Origin of the sequence: Vibrio sp. LaRot3, assembly GCF_027587025.1 — a bacterium.
Taxonomy (GTDB): Bacteria; Pseudomonadota; Gammaproteobacteria; order Enterobacterales; family Vibrionaceae; genus Vibrio.
Map to the genome: position 1 here is coordinate 1,098,302 of NZ_JAPPTI010000001.1, position 15,553 is coordinate 1,113,854.

General features: G+C 44.0%; 16 protein-coding genes. 1 reads left to right on the forward strand and 15 read right to left on the reverse strand.

Annotation, left to right across the window (positions count from 1 at the left end; all coding sequences use genetic code 11):
• Positions 1 to 10 precede the first annotated feature (10 nt).
• Both OH461_RS05020 and OH461_RS05025 read right to left on the reverse strand, forming a co-directional pair.
• On the reverse strand, positions 11 to 1,099 hold the full coding sequence (locus OH461_RS05020; RefSeq protein WP_270019514.1) for a TRAP transporter substrate-binding protein: 1,089 nt from the start codon (positions 1,097 to 1,099) through the stop codon (positions 11 to 13).
• Between the two features lie 373 nt (positions 1,100 to 1,472).
• The gene (locus OH461_RS05025; protein ID WP_260261831.1) at positions 1,473 to 1,844 is read right to left on the reverse strand and encodes a MarR family transcriptional regulator; all 372 of its coding nucleotides are present in this window, start codon (positions 1,842 to 1,844) and stop codon (positions 1,473 to 1,475) included.
• 217 nt (positions 1,845 to 2,061) lie between these two features.
• Here OH461_RS05025 and OH461_RS05030 point away from each other — a divergent pair, with 217 nt between their 5' ends.
• Complete coding sequence (locus OH461_RS05030; protein WP_270019515.1) at positions 2,062 to 2,724, forward strand: DUF2982 domain-containing protein; 663 nt, start codon at positions 2,062 to 2,064, stop codon at positions 2,722 to 2,724.
• A 48-nt stretch (positions 2,725 to 2,772) separates the two neighbouring features.
• On the opposite strand, the gene OH461_RS05035 is transcribed toward OH461_RS05030, so the two are convergent.
• From OH461_RS05035 to tyrR, 13 genes are all read right to left on the reverse strand, one after another.
• Positions 2,773 to 3,429 carry an MBL fold metallo-hydrolase gene (locus OH461_RS05035; protein ID WP_270019516.1) on the reverse strand — a complete coding sequence of 219 codons (657 nt, stop codon included), beginning with the start codon at positions 3,427 to 3,429 and terminating at the stop codon, positions 2,773 to 2,775.
• 129 nt (positions 3,430 to 3,558) lie between these two features.
• Positions 3,559 to 4,101 (reverse strand): YcbK family protein, encoded by a 543-nt coding sequence (locus tag OH461_RS05040; protein WP_270019517.1) that lies wholly within the window; start codon positions 4,099 to 4,101, stop codon positions 3,559 to 3,561.
• A gap of 208 nt (positions 4,102 to 4,309) precedes the next feature.
• Entirely contained in the window at positions 4,310 to 5,848 is a 1,539-nt protein-coding gene (locus tag OH461_RS05045; protein WP_270019518.1) for a L,D-transpeptidase family protein, read from the reverse strand.
• A 134-nt stretch (positions 5,849 to 5,982) separates the two neighbouring features.
• On the reverse strand, positions 5,983 to 7,071 hold the full coding sequence (locus OH461_RS05050; RefSeq protein ID WP_270019519.1) for a DUF1513 domain-containing protein: 1,089 nt from the start codon (positions 7,069 to 7,071) through the stop codon (positions 5,983 to 5,985).
• Positions 7,052 to 8,074 (reverse strand): imelysin family protein, encoded by a 1,023-nt coding sequence (locus OH461_RS05055; RefSeq protein WP_270019520.1) that lies wholly within the window; start codon positions 8,072 to 8,074, stop codon positions 7,052 to 7,054. Before OH461_RS05055 ends, OH461_RS05050 begins: the two co-directional genes overlap by 20 nt.
• 9 nt (positions 8,075 to 8,083) lie before the next feature.
• Positions 8,084 to 9,499: a di-heme oxidoreductase family protein gene (locus OH461_RS05060; protein WP_443088438.1), complete on the reverse strand. Its 1,416-nt coding sequence runs from the start codon at positions 9,497 to 9,499 to the stop codon at positions 8,084 to 8,086.
• A gap of 148 nt (positions 9,500 to 9,647) precedes the next feature.
• The gene (locus OH461_RS05065) at positions 9,648 to 10,910 is read right to left on the reverse strand and encodes an imelysin family protein (protein WP_270019522.1); all 1,263 of its coding nucleotides are present in this window, start codon (positions 10,908 to 10,910) and stop codon (positions 9,648 to 9,650) included.
• Positions 10,911 to 11,075: 165 nt separating this feature from the next.
• A complete protein-coding gene (locus OH461_RS05070; RefSeq protein ID WP_270019523.1) occupies positions 11,076 to 11,714 on the reverse strand; it encodes a GTP cyclohydrolase II in 639 nt (212 codons plus the stop codon).
• A 198-nt stretch (positions 11,715 to 11,912) separates the two neighbouring features.
• Positions 11,913 to 12,089 carry a hypothetical protein gene (locus OH461_RS05075; protein WP_270019524.1) on the reverse strand — a complete coding sequence of 59 codons (177 nt, stop codon included), beginning with the start codon at positions 12,087 to 12,089 and terminating at the stop codon, positions 11,913 to 11,915.
• A 252-nt stretch (positions 12,090 to 12,341) separates the two neighbouring features.
• Complete coding sequence (locus tag OH461_RS05080; RefSeq protein ID WP_270019525.1) at positions 12,342 to 12,815, reverse strand: DUF2947 domain-containing protein; 474 nt, start codon at positions 12,813 to 12,815, stop codon at positions 12,342 to 12,344.
• Positions 12,816 to 12,828: 13 nt separating this feature from the next.
• Positions 12,829 to 13,416, reverse strand: a complete 588-nt coding sequence (locus OH461_RS05085) for an HD domain-containing protein (RefSeq protein WP_270019526.1) — start codon at positions 13,414 to 13,416, stop codon at positions 12,829 to 12,831.
• A gap of 2 nt (positions 13,417 to 13,418) precedes the next feature.
• Positions 13,419 to 14,000, reverse strand: coding sequence for a ribosomal protein S5-alanine N-acetyltransferase (rimJ, locus tag OH461_RS05090; protein WP_270019527.1), 582 nt, complete (start codon positions 13,998 to 14,000; stop codon positions 13,419 to 13,421).
• Positions 14,000 to 15,544 carry a transcriptional regulator TyrR gene (gene tyrR, locus OH461_RS05095; protein ID WP_270019528.1) on the reverse strand — a complete coding sequence of 515 codons (1,545 nt, stop codon included), beginning with the start codon at positions 15,542 to 15,544 and terminating at the stop codon, positions 14,000 to 14,002. The genes rimJ and tyrR overlap by 1 nt, the downstream gene beginning before the upstream one ends.
• Between the last annotated feature and the right edge of the window lie 9 nt (positions 15,545 to 15,553).

Genomic DNA, 15,553 nt, shown 5'->3' on the forward strand with positions numbered 1-15,553 from the left:
ACCAGAAAGATTATTGTGCTTGGCTATTTAGGTAAGCGCGGTGTGAAATGTTTGACCAAGGACGAACTTGCTCTAGATATTCAGCTTGAGAAGCTTGAATCTCTTTTGCCAACTCATCTTTCTCTGCATGTTGTTTTAGAAGGCGATCATTCGCTTCACGTAATGCCGTCATCACTTCCGCAGGGAAATCTTTTACCTGAACATTCGGGTATTCTGATTGGATAGACGCCCAGTTCTTACCACTTTCATGTTTCGATTGGGTGTACATATCGTAAGCGGCTGTTTTCATCGCAACTTGTAAGATGGCTTGTAGATCTTCTGGTAGGCGATCCCACGTACGTTTGTTGACTAAGAATTGCAGCTCTGTACCCGGCTCGTGCCAGCCTGTGTAGTAATAAGGAGCAATTTTGTGAAAGCCCATTCGTAAATCCAGAGACGGACCAACCCACTCTAGCGCATCGATGGTTCGACGCTCTAGTGATGTGTAAAGCTCACCCGGTGCGATGTTGGTTGGTTTCGCACCCAGCTCTGCCAGTATCTCACCCGCAAAACCTGGAATACGCATTTTCAGACCTTGTAGATCCGCTACTGAGTTAATTTCTTTTTGGAACCAGCCGCCCATCTGAGTATCAGTATTACCACCCGGGAATGACAGCAAGTTGTGAGGTTCATACACCTGCTCCATCAGTTCCATACCGCCACCATAATAGAACCAAGCGTATTGCTCGGTCGGCAGCATACCAAACGGCATTGATGTGAAATAAAGCGTATTTGGCACCTTACCTTTCCAGTAGTAAGAAGCGGAGTGCCCCATATCGTATTGACCAGATTTCACCATGTCGAACACACCCAGTGGCGCTTTGTGTTTGTTGGCAGAATCGATACGAATTTGCAGGCGACCATTAGACATTTCTTCGGCCATCTTAGCCATATTCTTAGTCGCGTCGCCAAAGATTGGGAAGTTAGGTCCCCAAGTTTCAGCCAGTTTCAGTCTGTAGACTTTATCTGCTGCGTTTGCTGTAACGGCAAACATCGCTAGCGTTGCCGCGACTGCGGTTCCTTTCATTACACGTTTAATGGTTTGTTTTATAAGACTCATGTTTACGTCCTTTCTTATAAGGTTCTTTGTAGAGACATCCTGTTTCATTGACAGCATGAATCATCAAAGAGCAATAAAAAATCGGCGTGAACACGCAGGAAATTAACAGATGAATTTTGAAGTTATACGTACATATACGTAGTTATACGTAGTACATAAACCAATAATGGACTTATACAACTGATTTAAAATATGTTTTTATTTAGAGCGTGCAATCTATATGACGAATAAATACGCACGTAGAAAAACCAAATAAAGTTTGCAGTTATTTGAATAAATGTGATGTTGCGTTTTAATTTTTGTAAACCAACCCTACAGACACAAAAAAGCCTCGACAGTGTCGAGGCTTTTTTGCAATCGTATGGCTAACGAATTAAAGAGCTTTATAGATAACTTTGTTACCTGATAGCTGCTCTTTCGCTACTAGATTTTCTTCTAGTAGTTTCTTAAGTGCGCCAGTCGCCCAAGAAGCTGCTTTTGCTTCTTCTTGGCCAGCGGCTAGGCCGATACCTTTAGGGTTGATACCCTCAGCATTGCTAACAACAATGTCTAGTACTTGTTGCTGTTTAGGCGTAAGAGCTACGTCAGCTTTCTTAGCTACAACAACTTTCTCCGCAGCTGGTGCTACAGCGACCTTTTTCTCAACTACAGGCTTAGCTTTTTTAGTTGCTTGGATGTTCGCAACTGTCGCTTTAATGTGCTTTTGCAGTTTCAGCTGCACTTTGCGCTTATGAGCAAGTCTCATCGAGTGTTTCTCCATTTCACTGCATACGGAGCAGTGGTGAAAATTTGAAGCGCGATTTATACCAAAAAATTGCCCCCTTTTATAGGGTAACAACGTGATTCTGGGACAAAAACACCCGAACATGTCGTGTAAGTCTAGAATTTAATCAATAATGCTTATGATCGTTTTTACCTATACTGAATATATAACCATAGGTTTGTTTGATTAGGCTTAAATTATGCCCACACTTCATCTCATCAACCATCGCTTGTTTTCTCGCGCTCGACATTTTCGCTGGGCGTTAATTTTGGTTATGGCTTGTATGGGGATGATGGCATACTTTGCCAACGATGTTCGCCAGTTCTTAATTGGCTTGCTGCTTTTATTGATACTTTCTATTTTCGCTTACGGGCTGATCCTGAAAAGTACCGTGCGCTACACCCTCACCTCTAGCCATTTTCAGCAACATTTATCTAAAGGAGGTTGGGTGGTTCAGTGGAGCAACATAAGTAAAGTGGGAATTTGCCAATGCCAGCAGCAAGGTTGGTATCAATCACTGCCATGGATTGGCATCAAATTGAAAAGCTACTCACCCTACTTAGACGCAATATGCCCAAGAGTAGCCACCGAGGTTTTACTTGGGCAAAGGGCTTTGCTCTACCTCGGTACACAGCAAAACAGCAACGTAGCTAAATTCGAAGATCTGGTGCTAGATTCTCATCCCTATACTAGTGAGAATGGTACGGTGTATACCGGTTTACAAGCGATGCTCGCCAATAGAATGCACTACCAACGTAATTTCTTCGACTACGACGTGTTTATTTCCACCAGCGATTTAGATAGGTCTGCGGAAGAGTTTGTTGGCCTTGTCCGGCGCTATTTAGCTGCCAATCAAACCTAATGAAATAAGGCAGGTAAATTAAAGGCCGCGATTGCGGCCTTTAAGTATTTAATACAGTGGCATTTCATCAGCCACAAAAGGGTTAGACGTACGTTCTCGTCCAAAGGTGGATTCCGGACCATGCCCTGGAACAAAGCGAACTTCGTTGCCTAACGGCCACAGTTTGGTTTTGATCGAATCAATCAAAGTATTAAAGTCGCCCTTTGGAAAGTCTGTACGGCCAACACTGCCGTTAAACAAAACATCACCAACAAACGCTAGCTTAGCTTCTTCCGAGTAAAGAACAACATGGCCTGGTGTATGACCCGGCGTATGATAAACATCCATACTCACATTGCCGAATGTCACTTTATCACCCTCATTTAGCCATTGTGTCGGTTCAAACGGAGTGGTTAACGGGAAACCAAACATTTGGCTTTGGCCTTCTAGTCCTTGTAACCAAAAGTTATCGTCTTTATGAGGGCCGATAATTGGCGTATTACCTAGCGCCGCGGCTAAAGGCTCAGTTCCGCCAACATGGTCTAAATGACCATGAGTAAGAACGATACTTTCAACCTCAACGCCAAGCTCTTTAATCAACATCGCGAGTTGTTTTTCATCGCCGCCTGGGTCAATCACAATGCCCTTCATGGTTTCATCACACCACACGATTGAGCAGTTTTGAGAAAACGAAGTGACTGGCACCACTTGGTACTTAAGAGACATAACGAAACCTTTCCATATAAAAGTCGAATCTGGCAGAACTATGACACGATAGAGAACCAAGCTCAAGAATGGCCATAAAAAACAACGCGGCAATAGCCGCGTCGTTAATCAATTAGTTATGGTGGTGTGTTAAGACCAGTAGCGAACAGGTCCGGTATCAATGTGAATAAAGTTACTGCTTGGATAATAACCAACGCCACCAGCGCTGATTTCACGGGCAACATCGCGCACGCGTTTTAGTGATACGCCTTCTAAACGAAAATCAATCGCTCGACCCAGCATGTGATAGCTTTTCTTTGCAACACCGTTCGATTTGGCACGTAATGCCTCGTTAGTTGCCGGAGAGCGATAACCAGAGATGATTTGCACTTCAGAGCTCACACCTAATTGAGATTGGATAAGAGCAATCTGATCAAACAGGTGCTTATCCATAGGGTGTACTTCTTCTCTTCTAAAATCACGACACAAGTGATCTAAACGAAACAGCTCGCTTCTCAGGTAATCTTGACCATCGTAGTAACGCGTTTCTAATGCTTCACCAGTATGAATATTATTTAACGCTAGCGAACGAGAAAGATCTGGGTAAGATGCCAATGCTACGCTCGGAGCACAACTTGCGACAACTAAACCACTTCCTGCCAACTTAACAAAATTTCTACGCGTAACTTGCACTATAAAACACCTTCACAAATCTATTTCTACACTGTGTCGTCGAGGACACTACATAACTCTTGTGATAAGTGCAAATGCATAAACCGTGCTAACTATGCGTCTAAATTTTGTCATTCACGGTTAATTATTGAACTAATTGATAATTTTTCTTAAATAATCTTTATGCAAAATTTAGGTCAAGATCATCTTTGCCGCTTCATTGCCGCTCTTAGCGGTCGAAACTGTATACATCGTCACGATATTGAACAACGCCACCTTCTGACCATGCAGTCTGATAGATAATATGCACGGGAATGCGACGGCGCAGCGGAATCGCTTTATTTGGCTCCCCTTCTGCTTGAGCAATACGTTCAATGTCTAAGCCCTGATTCTCCATCAATAAGGTGGCAAACTTGTCGGCGTGTTTTACCCGAATACACCCAGAGCTAAAGGCTCGGCTTTCTTTGTTAAAGAGAGACTTGCTTGGAGTATCATGCAAATAGATGGCACGTCGATTCGGCGTATTGAACTTGTATAAGCCTAGCGCATTGTAGTTTCCGGACATTTGACGCATGCGATAAGGAAAGGCTTCTGGGTTTAAGTGTTGCCAATCAATTTCAGCCGGATCAATGACTTCATCGGATCCCCATTTTGGGATAATGGCGATGTTCTTCTGTTGCAAATAGGCGGCGTCTTGCTTAATTTTCGGGATAATATCCTCTACCATGATTTTCCACGGGATATTCCACGTGGGATTAAGCACAATTGAATCTAAATTAGTCGTCATCACTGGCGTTTTGCGAGCTTCTCGTCCGACAACCACTCTCGATTCAAATACAGTTTCGCCATCATGCCAGTAGGTCATCTCAAATCTTGGTACATTAACCAGAATGATGGTGTCTCGCTGCTCTGGCCACATTCGAGCGCGCTCTGCATTCAACGCTAATGTTGTGTAGCGCTCTTTAATCGAACGATTGAGCCATTTCACCGTTTTAGGACCAATGACACCATCTGGATTTAGGCCATGCATACGTTGAAACGATTTGATAGCCGGCTCTAACGTGGCGTCATAATACGCTACGTTACGATCAACATTCTCTATGTTAATGTCGAGGACAGCGAGGCGACTAAGTAATGCTTCTCGGTTAGGGAGTAAATCACCTGTTCGCAGCACGCGTTCGTGCTGATGGTAAGCAGGCAACGGCTCTTCATGCAATTTCACTAAATGCAAATAAGCTTGAATTAACGCGTTGTACCCATCCCCGTCCGGTGTATAAGCATCAATCAAAGCGCCTAATTGCTGACTTTCAATTGACGCGCGTAAAGCGAGAATGATTTCGTCACTCGCTGGTGGCAGCGGTTGCGTCAGTTTAGATTCAAAGAACCATTCCATCCCTTTGTGTTTTGCTTGCTCGGCATAAACCATGTAAGCCAGCATCGTATCCGTGGCTAACAAATCATATTCATACCAACGGTTACTTTTGCGTAGATATCTAAGGTGGTTCAGCTTACGGGAAAACAACGGGCTAAAATTCGCGGCTTGAATCACTTCAAGCTGAAATTCTAGTTGGCTACTTTGCTGTAGATCGAACCAAACTAGATGTTCACCATTATTTCGGTAAATGCTTTCAACCACATCGGTGTATTGCATCATCGAAGGGACTTGGCTTTGGTCATTGACCCAACCAATTTGCTCAAAATACGATAATGCCCATGAAGGCATGGGCATTAGGATGAGCACTAAAAGTACTACGTTGTTCCTTAACATCTCTACTTTCACTTTCTGTCAATTGCTAGTTAAAGTATGGCAGATTTTTTGAACAATTATATGACTTGTTTTTGAGAATGAAATATCAATCACTTAATAATCATGGTGACAGTAAGTTACTGACAAATAGATAATTATATAATTGCCGTCCAATGATTATCCCACTGAATTCCTGAGTTGATTTGAGACTTTTTGTCAGGATTATACTGAGTGATAACGCCACCAGCTCCTGAGCTTACTCTAAACGCTTTATCTTGCACGACAACTCCCGAAGCATCAGGAAGTGGTGCTAGTTCCATTAATTGCATAGTCCTCTTAGACCAAATGCCATAGCAACTGCCTCGCGGCGAAGTCGCAAGGATCCAATCTTCAGTCGCGGCAATACTGGCAATATAATGATTGAACCTCGCCCACTGTTCTGGTTCGGCTTCAAGGAACTGCATTTCACCACCTGCAGTATGCATCGCCAGTAGCGCCGGATACTCATCCGGCTCACCGCGATACTGTTGGCCACAAAGTACAGTTTTACTGCCATCATGGGCTAAATGACGAATACTAAGATGATGATCAGGTAACGACACTTGCTCAACCAATTCCCCGTTTTGGTTAACATAACTCAGGCTTGGCTGCATCACATCCAAGTTTAGAGGCTGACGACCATTGGTATGCACACCCCCAACGCCAATCGCTAAGGTGCTATCAGGCATGATGATGACTTCATGTGGTCCAAGGCCAAAACCGGTAAATTCGGCCACTTTTTTATAGCCGTGTTCAACATCATATACGCCGATGATACCCCTGCTTGAGCCTCTCTCTCCTTCGGTAGCAAACAGCAGCGACTGATCTAGCGAGTACACGCCATGCCCGTAATAATGGCGATTATAGTCTGCTTTATGAAGGGAAACGAGCTCTCCTGTTTGATAGTCAAACACCATGAAGAACTCACCTGGCCGACGAGCAAATGCAACGGCATGTCTTTTTTTAGTGCTGGTTGCAATGCCATGCCCGCGAGCAGGTAAAGGTAACTGCCTTATAGGCATACCGAATTGATCAGCGACGACGACAGAAAACTGCTCTCTGCCTTTGATAGCACAGCCAATTAGAGCTTCATTGCCAGACACCGAAGTCGATGCGCAACCAAAAGGTAAAAATGGCGTCGCAGAGCCAAATAACGCAGCCTTAAGCAGCGTTCTTCTCGTTTTATCAGTCACCATCGGTTGCATTGAATCCTATAACCACACCTAGCTCTATCGCGACCTCTTCATGAATGAGGTAGTTAAGCTGCTCTAGTTTATTGTATTGCGCTAAAACGGTTTGATACCCCTGCTTTGTCTGGAGTAAATCAAACAAACTTGTCTCTATTGGCCAAGTTTCTAAGGTGTAATTAAACTGATGAACAATACTGTCAGCGAGCTGTTGTTTTCCTCGTGATCGCAGAAGATTATCCAAACCTTGACCGTTCGCCAAATACAACGACTGCATGGCGGCGATATTGGCTTTTAAATTAGACATGGATGTTTTCGATCGCCAAGACTCAGCAAAATATGGACGCGGCTTACCGACTTTAGCGAGTGGACGGCTGAGTTTTTTCATACTGTAATCAAGCTGATTAGATAACAGCGCTATATACTCAGAATCCCAACCCTTTTGGTCTAGCTCTAACCATGGATTCTGTTGCCAACTACTCGCAATGGTTTTGGCGTTATTGGCTAAGTTTTGGCTGATCGCAACGCCTGTGTGGCAAGTCGCTTGATTGGTCGCAATATCCGATTGCTTGTCATAAAGCAGCCATTCAATCGAACCTAGGCCTTGAACTGTCACGCTCTGTTTCGCTATTTCACTCGTCTGCCATTGTTTATCTTGTTTGATCAACGCTGACATCTTGCGACCAGTGGTGTTCTTTTTATCTGGCCAAAATTGTACATTCCAACTTTGGGCGAGTGCCGCTTGTGGACCTCGCTCTTGCCCTTGTAGCGCCATCCAAGACTCCATGGTTGAATGCCACTGAGCCTGTACCGTTTGAATGTCAGTACTTTCTGCACAAAACCCTATTAGACTCTGCTTGAGTTTAGCCGCTTGGGCATCAAACTTTTGTGCGGCGTCAAACTCAACAAAGTAAACCGCCTGACTGATGTGGCTAGATTGATCAGCATGGAGAGCTTGAGATGTAGATTGGCAACCGGTAAGCACCGCTAACACCAATATCGAGAGTGACTGTAGTTTCATCTCTAATCCTTATAACGAGTTTAGGAAGGCAACCAGCGCTTCACGTTCTTGTTTATTAAGCTTTAGCACTTTTTGCTTTGCAGGTTCTGCTTCCCCACCGTGCCACAGTACCGCTTCCATCACATTACGCGCGCGGCCATCATGTAATAAGAAGGTATGGCCGTTCACTTCTTGGGTATAGCCAAGTCCCCACAACGGCGGTGTTTTCCACTCCGTTCCTGTTGCTAAGTACTCAGGTCGGTTATCCGCCAACCCTTCGCCCATATCATGCAACAGTAAATCAGTATAAGGATGAATAAGCTGATTAGAAATCGCAGGCAAACCCTCTCGATGGCCAGTTTTCACCTCTGTTTTATGGCAGCTGTCGCAACCAATGTTTTTAAACAGCTTTTGACCCGCTATCACCTGAGGATCATTGACGTTGCGACGAGTTGGCACAGCTAAGTGTTGAGAGTAGAACTCAACGAAGTCTAAAATATTGTCACTGACTTCTGGTTTACCGCCGTGTGGCATCTCCTGACAGATGGTCTGCTTCTCTGTACAGTTTTCAACTGGGAATAGATTGCTAGTTAAGCCGACATCGCCATTAAATGCTGCGGCATTTTGCTGCATTAAGCTCGGCTGACCCGCTTTCCAACCAAAGCGACCAATTGAGAAACCTTTCTTCTCAATATCCCACACTTTGTTGGTTTTGCCTGAGATGCCATCGCCATTCGCATCCTCTTCGTCCGCCCACCCTAGCAGCGTTTCATCGGGAATGCTCTCTAACAAGCCTAAACCAATCATCGGCGGCGCGACACGGGCAGACATCATGGTGTCAGGGTGCATCGCTCCATAGCCAAGATGCGTAATGGTCAAATTCGGTTTACGAAGAGTAACGACTGTTCCATCAGCAAACGTTACAGGTACATCACTATAAGAAATATTGATTTTGCCTTCCGGCTTTTTGTCTTGCAGCGCAAAGTCTTGTAACTGATCACCGTAAGTTGGCTCAGGAATGACACCATCTTTGATAAAAGCTTTCTTTTGCTCTGGCGTCATCGCAGGAATACTTAAACGCACTAACATAGACACGGCGTGTAGATCGCCTTTTTCTGGGGGATGGCCACGACCATCTTTAATGTGACAGTTTTGGCAGCCATTAGTATTAAATAGTGGGCCTAGACCGTCGCGCGCATCGGTTGATGCTGGGGCTTGCACCCAAGGGTTACGGAAAAAACTGTTACCGACGCTAAAATCGAGTTGCTTACTCATTGGTAAGTTTCGGGCAGGCAATGAAAATGCGTTTGCACCTTCTTTTTTAACCGAAGTATTACCGCCAGATTTAACCTCGTTTGCAGCACTAGGCAATGAACATAGCCCAGCGACCAGTAAAATAGATAAGCGCCTATTCAAGGCGAAAAAGAAATTCATGTACAACTTCATTCCAGTGATCTCTTTGACATCATCACCCTATGAGTAATAGTTAATTTTGTTCGGGTGATTAAAAACAAAAAGGGCTCATAAGAGCCCTTTCTATACCTAACCATCTCTATTGATTCGAGATACAGTTAGAGCACTACGTTAAATCGCATTAAAACTCGTGATCGGCCGTATCTGGGTTTAGGCTATCGATACCGATAACACCCGCAGCGCGCTCGATAGAAGCAGTCTGAGCAACAAGTGACATGATTGTCTTGTTCACAAGCGCATTACCTTGCTCATTACCTGCTGCGATTAGCTGGTCAAAGAACTGGTTGTTTTTCTCAGCGGCAGTCACTAGCTCACCAACTTGGGCGCGAGTATTATCAAATTGCTTTTGAATCTCGTCTGCGGCTTTTTGGTCTTTACTTGCTACCAAGTCATAAATACTTGGGCCTTCTAGTTTAGTACCGTCTGCTTTGTCGTATGTACCAGTGTAGACGTTATAGATGCCTTGCTCATTGTAGTAATGAGAGTTGTGCGTGTTATCTGAGAAACAATCGTGCTCATCTTCAGTAGAGTTCGCTTCTAGAGCTACCTTCATACGCTCACCCGCTAGCTCGCCTAGAGAAAGTGAACCCATACCAAATAGCATTTTGCGTAGACCATTTTCCGCCGAACCATTGACTAGCTCTTCACGGTAGTTGCCTTTTTCAGACGCTGACCACTGTTTCTCCATCCACTCTAGATCTTGAATTAGAAGATCTGCCGCTGCGCGTAGGTATTCACCACGACGATCACAGTTACCGTTAGTACACTCAGCACCAACAACAAAATCTGTGTAAGCACGCTCACCGGCACCTGCATTAGTGCCGTTTAGATCTTGACCCCAAAGTAGGAATTCAATCGCGTGGTAACCAGAGGCTACGTTCGCTTCAGAACCACCAACTTCATTAAGATCAGCAATCAGTTCTGGGGTGATTTTCGCAACATCTAACTTTGTTGAACCAATCATTAGCTCTTTATTTGCCACGATGTTCGCTGTTGCACCTTCGTTACCCAACTCATATTGGTAATCGGATGCTACGTAGTCGATAAGACCTTCATCTAACGGCCATGCGTTAAGTTGGCCTTCCCAATCATCAACGATCACGTTACCAAAACGGAAAACTTCAGACTGTTGGTACGGTACACGTGAATCAAGCCATGCTTGCTTTACTTGTTCTAGCTTTGCTGCTGATGGTGCAGCAAGAAAAGATTCGATTGATTGGTCTAGAGTGTTGGCGGTCGTCAATGCATCAGCAAATACGGCATGAGCAAGGTCAGCATAGTGTTCTACTACCTGCTCCTTCGTTACATCTGCTGCAAATACTGTGCTACTTGCGAGTACTAGAGAAGTCGCGATTGAACGCGCTAAGACTGATTTTACCTTCATTGAAAAAGTCCTTGTTGAGCTGTATATCACTTTCTTGTTATTGAGTGCTAATTATTATCATTTGCACTTTCTGGAGGGGATAATACTTATTTACAATTTATTTTCAAGAAGAATACAAAAAAACCTCATAAAAATGAGGTTTTTATCGTGCTAGAGAAGTGACAACTACACTTTTAAATGATGCTTACCGTGAGACTTCTTGGCTTGCAGGTAACTCTCGTTACCCTCTTTAACATGAGCAAGGGTATTAACAACTTCAACAATCTCAATACCATGCTCTTTGAGTTCTCTGACTTTCTTCGGGTTGTTTGTAACGAGTTTGATCTTAGTTACACCCAACGCAAGCAGCATTTGCGCAGCTTCAGTAAAGTCTCGCAAATCATCACCAAAACCTAAGTGGTTATTGGCTTCATAAGTGTTCATGCCTTGGCTTTGTAGTTTGTACGCATCTATCTTGTTGTACAAACCGATACCACGACCTTCTTGGCGCAAATAAAGAATAATGCCGCCCGCGTCGCCCATCTTGTTGATGGTCTCATCTAACTGTTCACCGCAATCACAACGAGAGGAATGGAAAACATCACCGGTCAAACATTCAGAATGCATACGAACCAACGGCACTGCATCGGTTTGGTCTGCCTGTTTAAAGATGACCGCTACGTGTTCTTTGTCTGTATTTAGGCCTTTAAAAGAAAGAATTTCTGCGTCGATGCTGCTGTTGAGGCCGACTTTAAAATCTACTCTGGCTCGTACTTCCGCCATATTTATACTCACTTGAATCTCGTTTCTTGTTATCGCATTCATCTAAAACGCCTTTCGTGACTAACTATGAGGACTATTACCTCAGAATTCAATGGTTAGATCACATTTGTTATAATATAACAATTAAAGTTAAATTTTGTCTATGGGCACCTAAACTCATATTTTTGCTCAGAAACGACGCCGCCCCAGCCTATTTTCATAAGCTGGGGCGGCAAAAATTTTTAAATCGTTAAAACGCGATTAGTGCGCTTGTTGGCGTTGCCATACTGAAAGTTCAACCCAAACGTGCTCTAGCTCTCTCAACTCTTCATCAGTCAAAACCGTAAGAGTTGGCTTAGTTTGCGGCAAAGTATACGCTTGTAACGAACTGATATGCGTATAAAAATCTTTCTTTAATTGTACTAACAACGATTCCACAGCACTTTCCTACTAACAATCCATTAAACGTATATTTCGCTTACATACCGTATGCGATAACTAAGAAAATATGATAACAAATGAGACAGATCGTGCATATTTTAGTTTAAGTTATGGGACAAAAATCACACAAAATATCATTGATTTACAAAAACAATTAAGATCCGTTTTTTGATCATTTGCCCATAAAAAACGGCGAATGGATCTTTTTTATCCATTCGCCGCTCTAATTTTTACTCGATGGTAAGTGGCTTAATTACGCTTGCCTAACTTAACTTGGCCTTCTGAATCAAACCAAAGTGCTTCGTTACGACGGCGACCAATCAGAATTGGGCCATCATCGTAAAACAGGAAGTTTTTCCAATGCTTTTTAAATATGATCCACTTGGTTTCAATGACGTTATATTTTTCGTAGCAAAAATATACAGTTACGTCATCTTGCCAATCCATATGTTGCAACACTTCTTCCGGTAAGCCTTGCTCGTCATTTTCCCAAGCAGCCATCCAATCAACGCTGTTCTGCCAATTATTATCGTTACTAGGCCAATCGCTGCTGCTTAAACGATCTGCATCAGGACTTTGAGCACTGATATTTTCTTTCCATAACTGAGCCGCCCTTGCTTGATCCATCGGCTTGATCGCCGCAAGATCTTGCTCTGGTATAGGCATCGATTGGTGCGTGAAAATCCATTTTCTTTGGTATTGTTCCAAAGGTAAGTACGACATCAAAGTTCCTCGATTACGACTTTAGCCAGCCCTTTTCGCTGGCATCTTGTATCATTTGTTTGGCTTTATCCCATAACACGGTCGAGCCAAGTTCTATTTTCTGATTAACGGTCAACGCTTGTTGCTTAGTGACTTGGTGCTCTCGCCAACTTTGACCGTCATTATGATAATTAAGAAGCATTGGAATAATTCTATCCAATGCTTTAGCAAATCTTGCGTCTGCGGTTTGAGCCTGTTCAAACTCAAGCCAGATAGCCATTAGCTCGTCACCTTGAGATTCGGGTAACAAACCAAATAAGCGTTGTGCTGCCGCCAGTTCTTTCTCTTCTTGCTGCTCTGAAGCCACTTGGTCATACACAAAGGTATCGCCTGCATCGATTTCAACAATATCATGCAACAGAAGCATTTTAACCACACGGGCAATATCGACGGGTTCATTGGCATGTTCTTCCATAAGAATAGCCATCAACGCCACATGCCAGCTGTGTTCAGCACTATTTTCTAAACGTTTTTCCGCACTTTTCACGCGAGTTCTGCGCAAAACCGATTTCAGCTTATCTAATTCCATTAACAAGTTGAGCTGCTTTTCCAATCTTTCCATCGTTAACTTGCCGCTTTCCAGTTAGGGTTAACCAATGACGTCAGTTTATGGTCTTGCCATTGTCCATTGATAAGTAAGTAATCTTTTGCAAAGCCTTCTTCTTTAAAACCTAAACGCTTTAGTACCGCTTCACTGCGCTGATTATGGGGCATATAGCTGGCCATGATTCTATGCATGTTTTGAATGCTAAACATATATTGAGTCGCCAGCGTCAGCGCACGAGTCATTACACCTCGGCCTTGAGCGGTTTTGGCAAGTGAATAGCCGACATTACACGCATGAAATGGAAAACGAGCCAGATTACTAAATGAGATAGTTCCAAGCATATCGCCCGACTCTCTATCTAGAACTAAAAGATAGAAACCCAGCCCCATCTTGTGCAGCTCACTGAGCTTTATGAGTCGTTGAGCCCAACCTGCTTGACTAAAAAACTCAGGTTCACGTTTAGGCTCCCACTGTTGTAAGTGACGGCGGTTCTCAATGAAGTAAGCGCATATCATCGACGCATCCGTTGCCTCAGCAGTGCGTACTATGATGTCACCATCCACTTCATACATTTGCTGTGGGGTACTGACTTTAGACATCAAACTTTACGAATTCCGTATTCTCGTAGCTTATTTGCTACTGAAGTATGTGAGACGTTTAAGCGCTTAGCCAACTTACGGCTTGATGGGAAGTTTTGATAAAGACGCTCCAAGACTTGAGATTCATACTCTTTCATTATCTCGTCCAAAGAGCCATCTAGATTTAGGCTTACGCCACCACCGACTGACGTTTCAACTTGAGGTAAGTGGAACAAATCAATGGTTAGTGTATCGCTTTCTAACTCAGTGAGCGCGCGCAGTACCATATTTTCTAACTGACGCATATTGCCCGGCCAGTTGTACGATGACAGCTGATCAATCAGGTCAACGTTCAGGCGCGGCTTCGCAATACCAAGCTGATTGATGTATTTACTAACAAACAAATCCAGTAGCGGCGCAATGTCATTGGCACGGTCACGCAAAGATGGAATGTTCAAAGTAAGCACGTTTAATCGATAGAACAGGTCTTCTCGGAAGCTACCTGACTCGGCAAGATCAGCCAAATTATGTCGGGTTGACGCAATCACGCGCACGTCCACTTTCACTTCGTGCTCTTCACCCACACGGCGGAAAGTACCATCTTGCAATAAACGCAACAGTTTGATTTGCAAATGGGCGCTCATTTCACCAATTTCATCAAGGAAGACAGTACCGCCATTCGCTTGTTCGAAAATGCCTTTATGACCTTCTTGATGGTTAAATGAACCCGGCGCATGACCAAATAGTTCTGTCTCTGCGACGTCGTCAGGCATAGAGGCGCAACTTAACACAAGGAAAGGGGCACTCGCTCTGCTTGAACGGCTATGACACGCACGCGCCAACATTTCTTTACCCGTGCCCGTTTCCCCCTGAATAAGCAGAGGCTGCTCCAAACCAGATAGTTTTTTAGCTTGGCTAATCAGTGCTTTATGGCGATTAGATACACCAACAAAATGTTCGAAACCCAAATTGTTGTGCACTGGAAGCGAGTCGGCCGCTAAGCTCTTTTCTTGCGTCGAGCGAATGATCATTACCGTGCTGGCCAAAATCGACTCATTCGATTCTGTAGTGATGTAAACCGGCATGATTTCCATCACGTAATCAAGGCCATTAATGACGATTTCTTCACGCTGACGAGTGATGTTGCCCTCTACCCATTGAGCAAAATTGAAGCTTGAGATCAATTGACTGACTGGATAAGAGATCACGTCCTGCTCTTCGCGACTAAACAGGCTAAGGGCTGCGTGGTTGGCCATATCAACGTTGCCCTTGAGGTCAATCGCCAATACGGGTTCTGGAAGGTTGTTCAATAAAGAAAGCAGTTCAGTGTTATGCCTTTCCATTGGCATAAACTGGATTTTACGCACGTCCTTTACACCAGCGATGCGGCGAATCTCTGCCATTAGTTCGCTGAAGGTATCGAAATCAATATCGGGACAGTTTAGATAAATGATGCCCGAGACATCGATTTCAATACCACGTAAATCAATACTTTTTGAAGCAAGTATATCGAGCAACTCGCGGGTTAAGCCGAGTCGATCTTCGCAAAAAACTTCTAAACGCACTGAAATGCT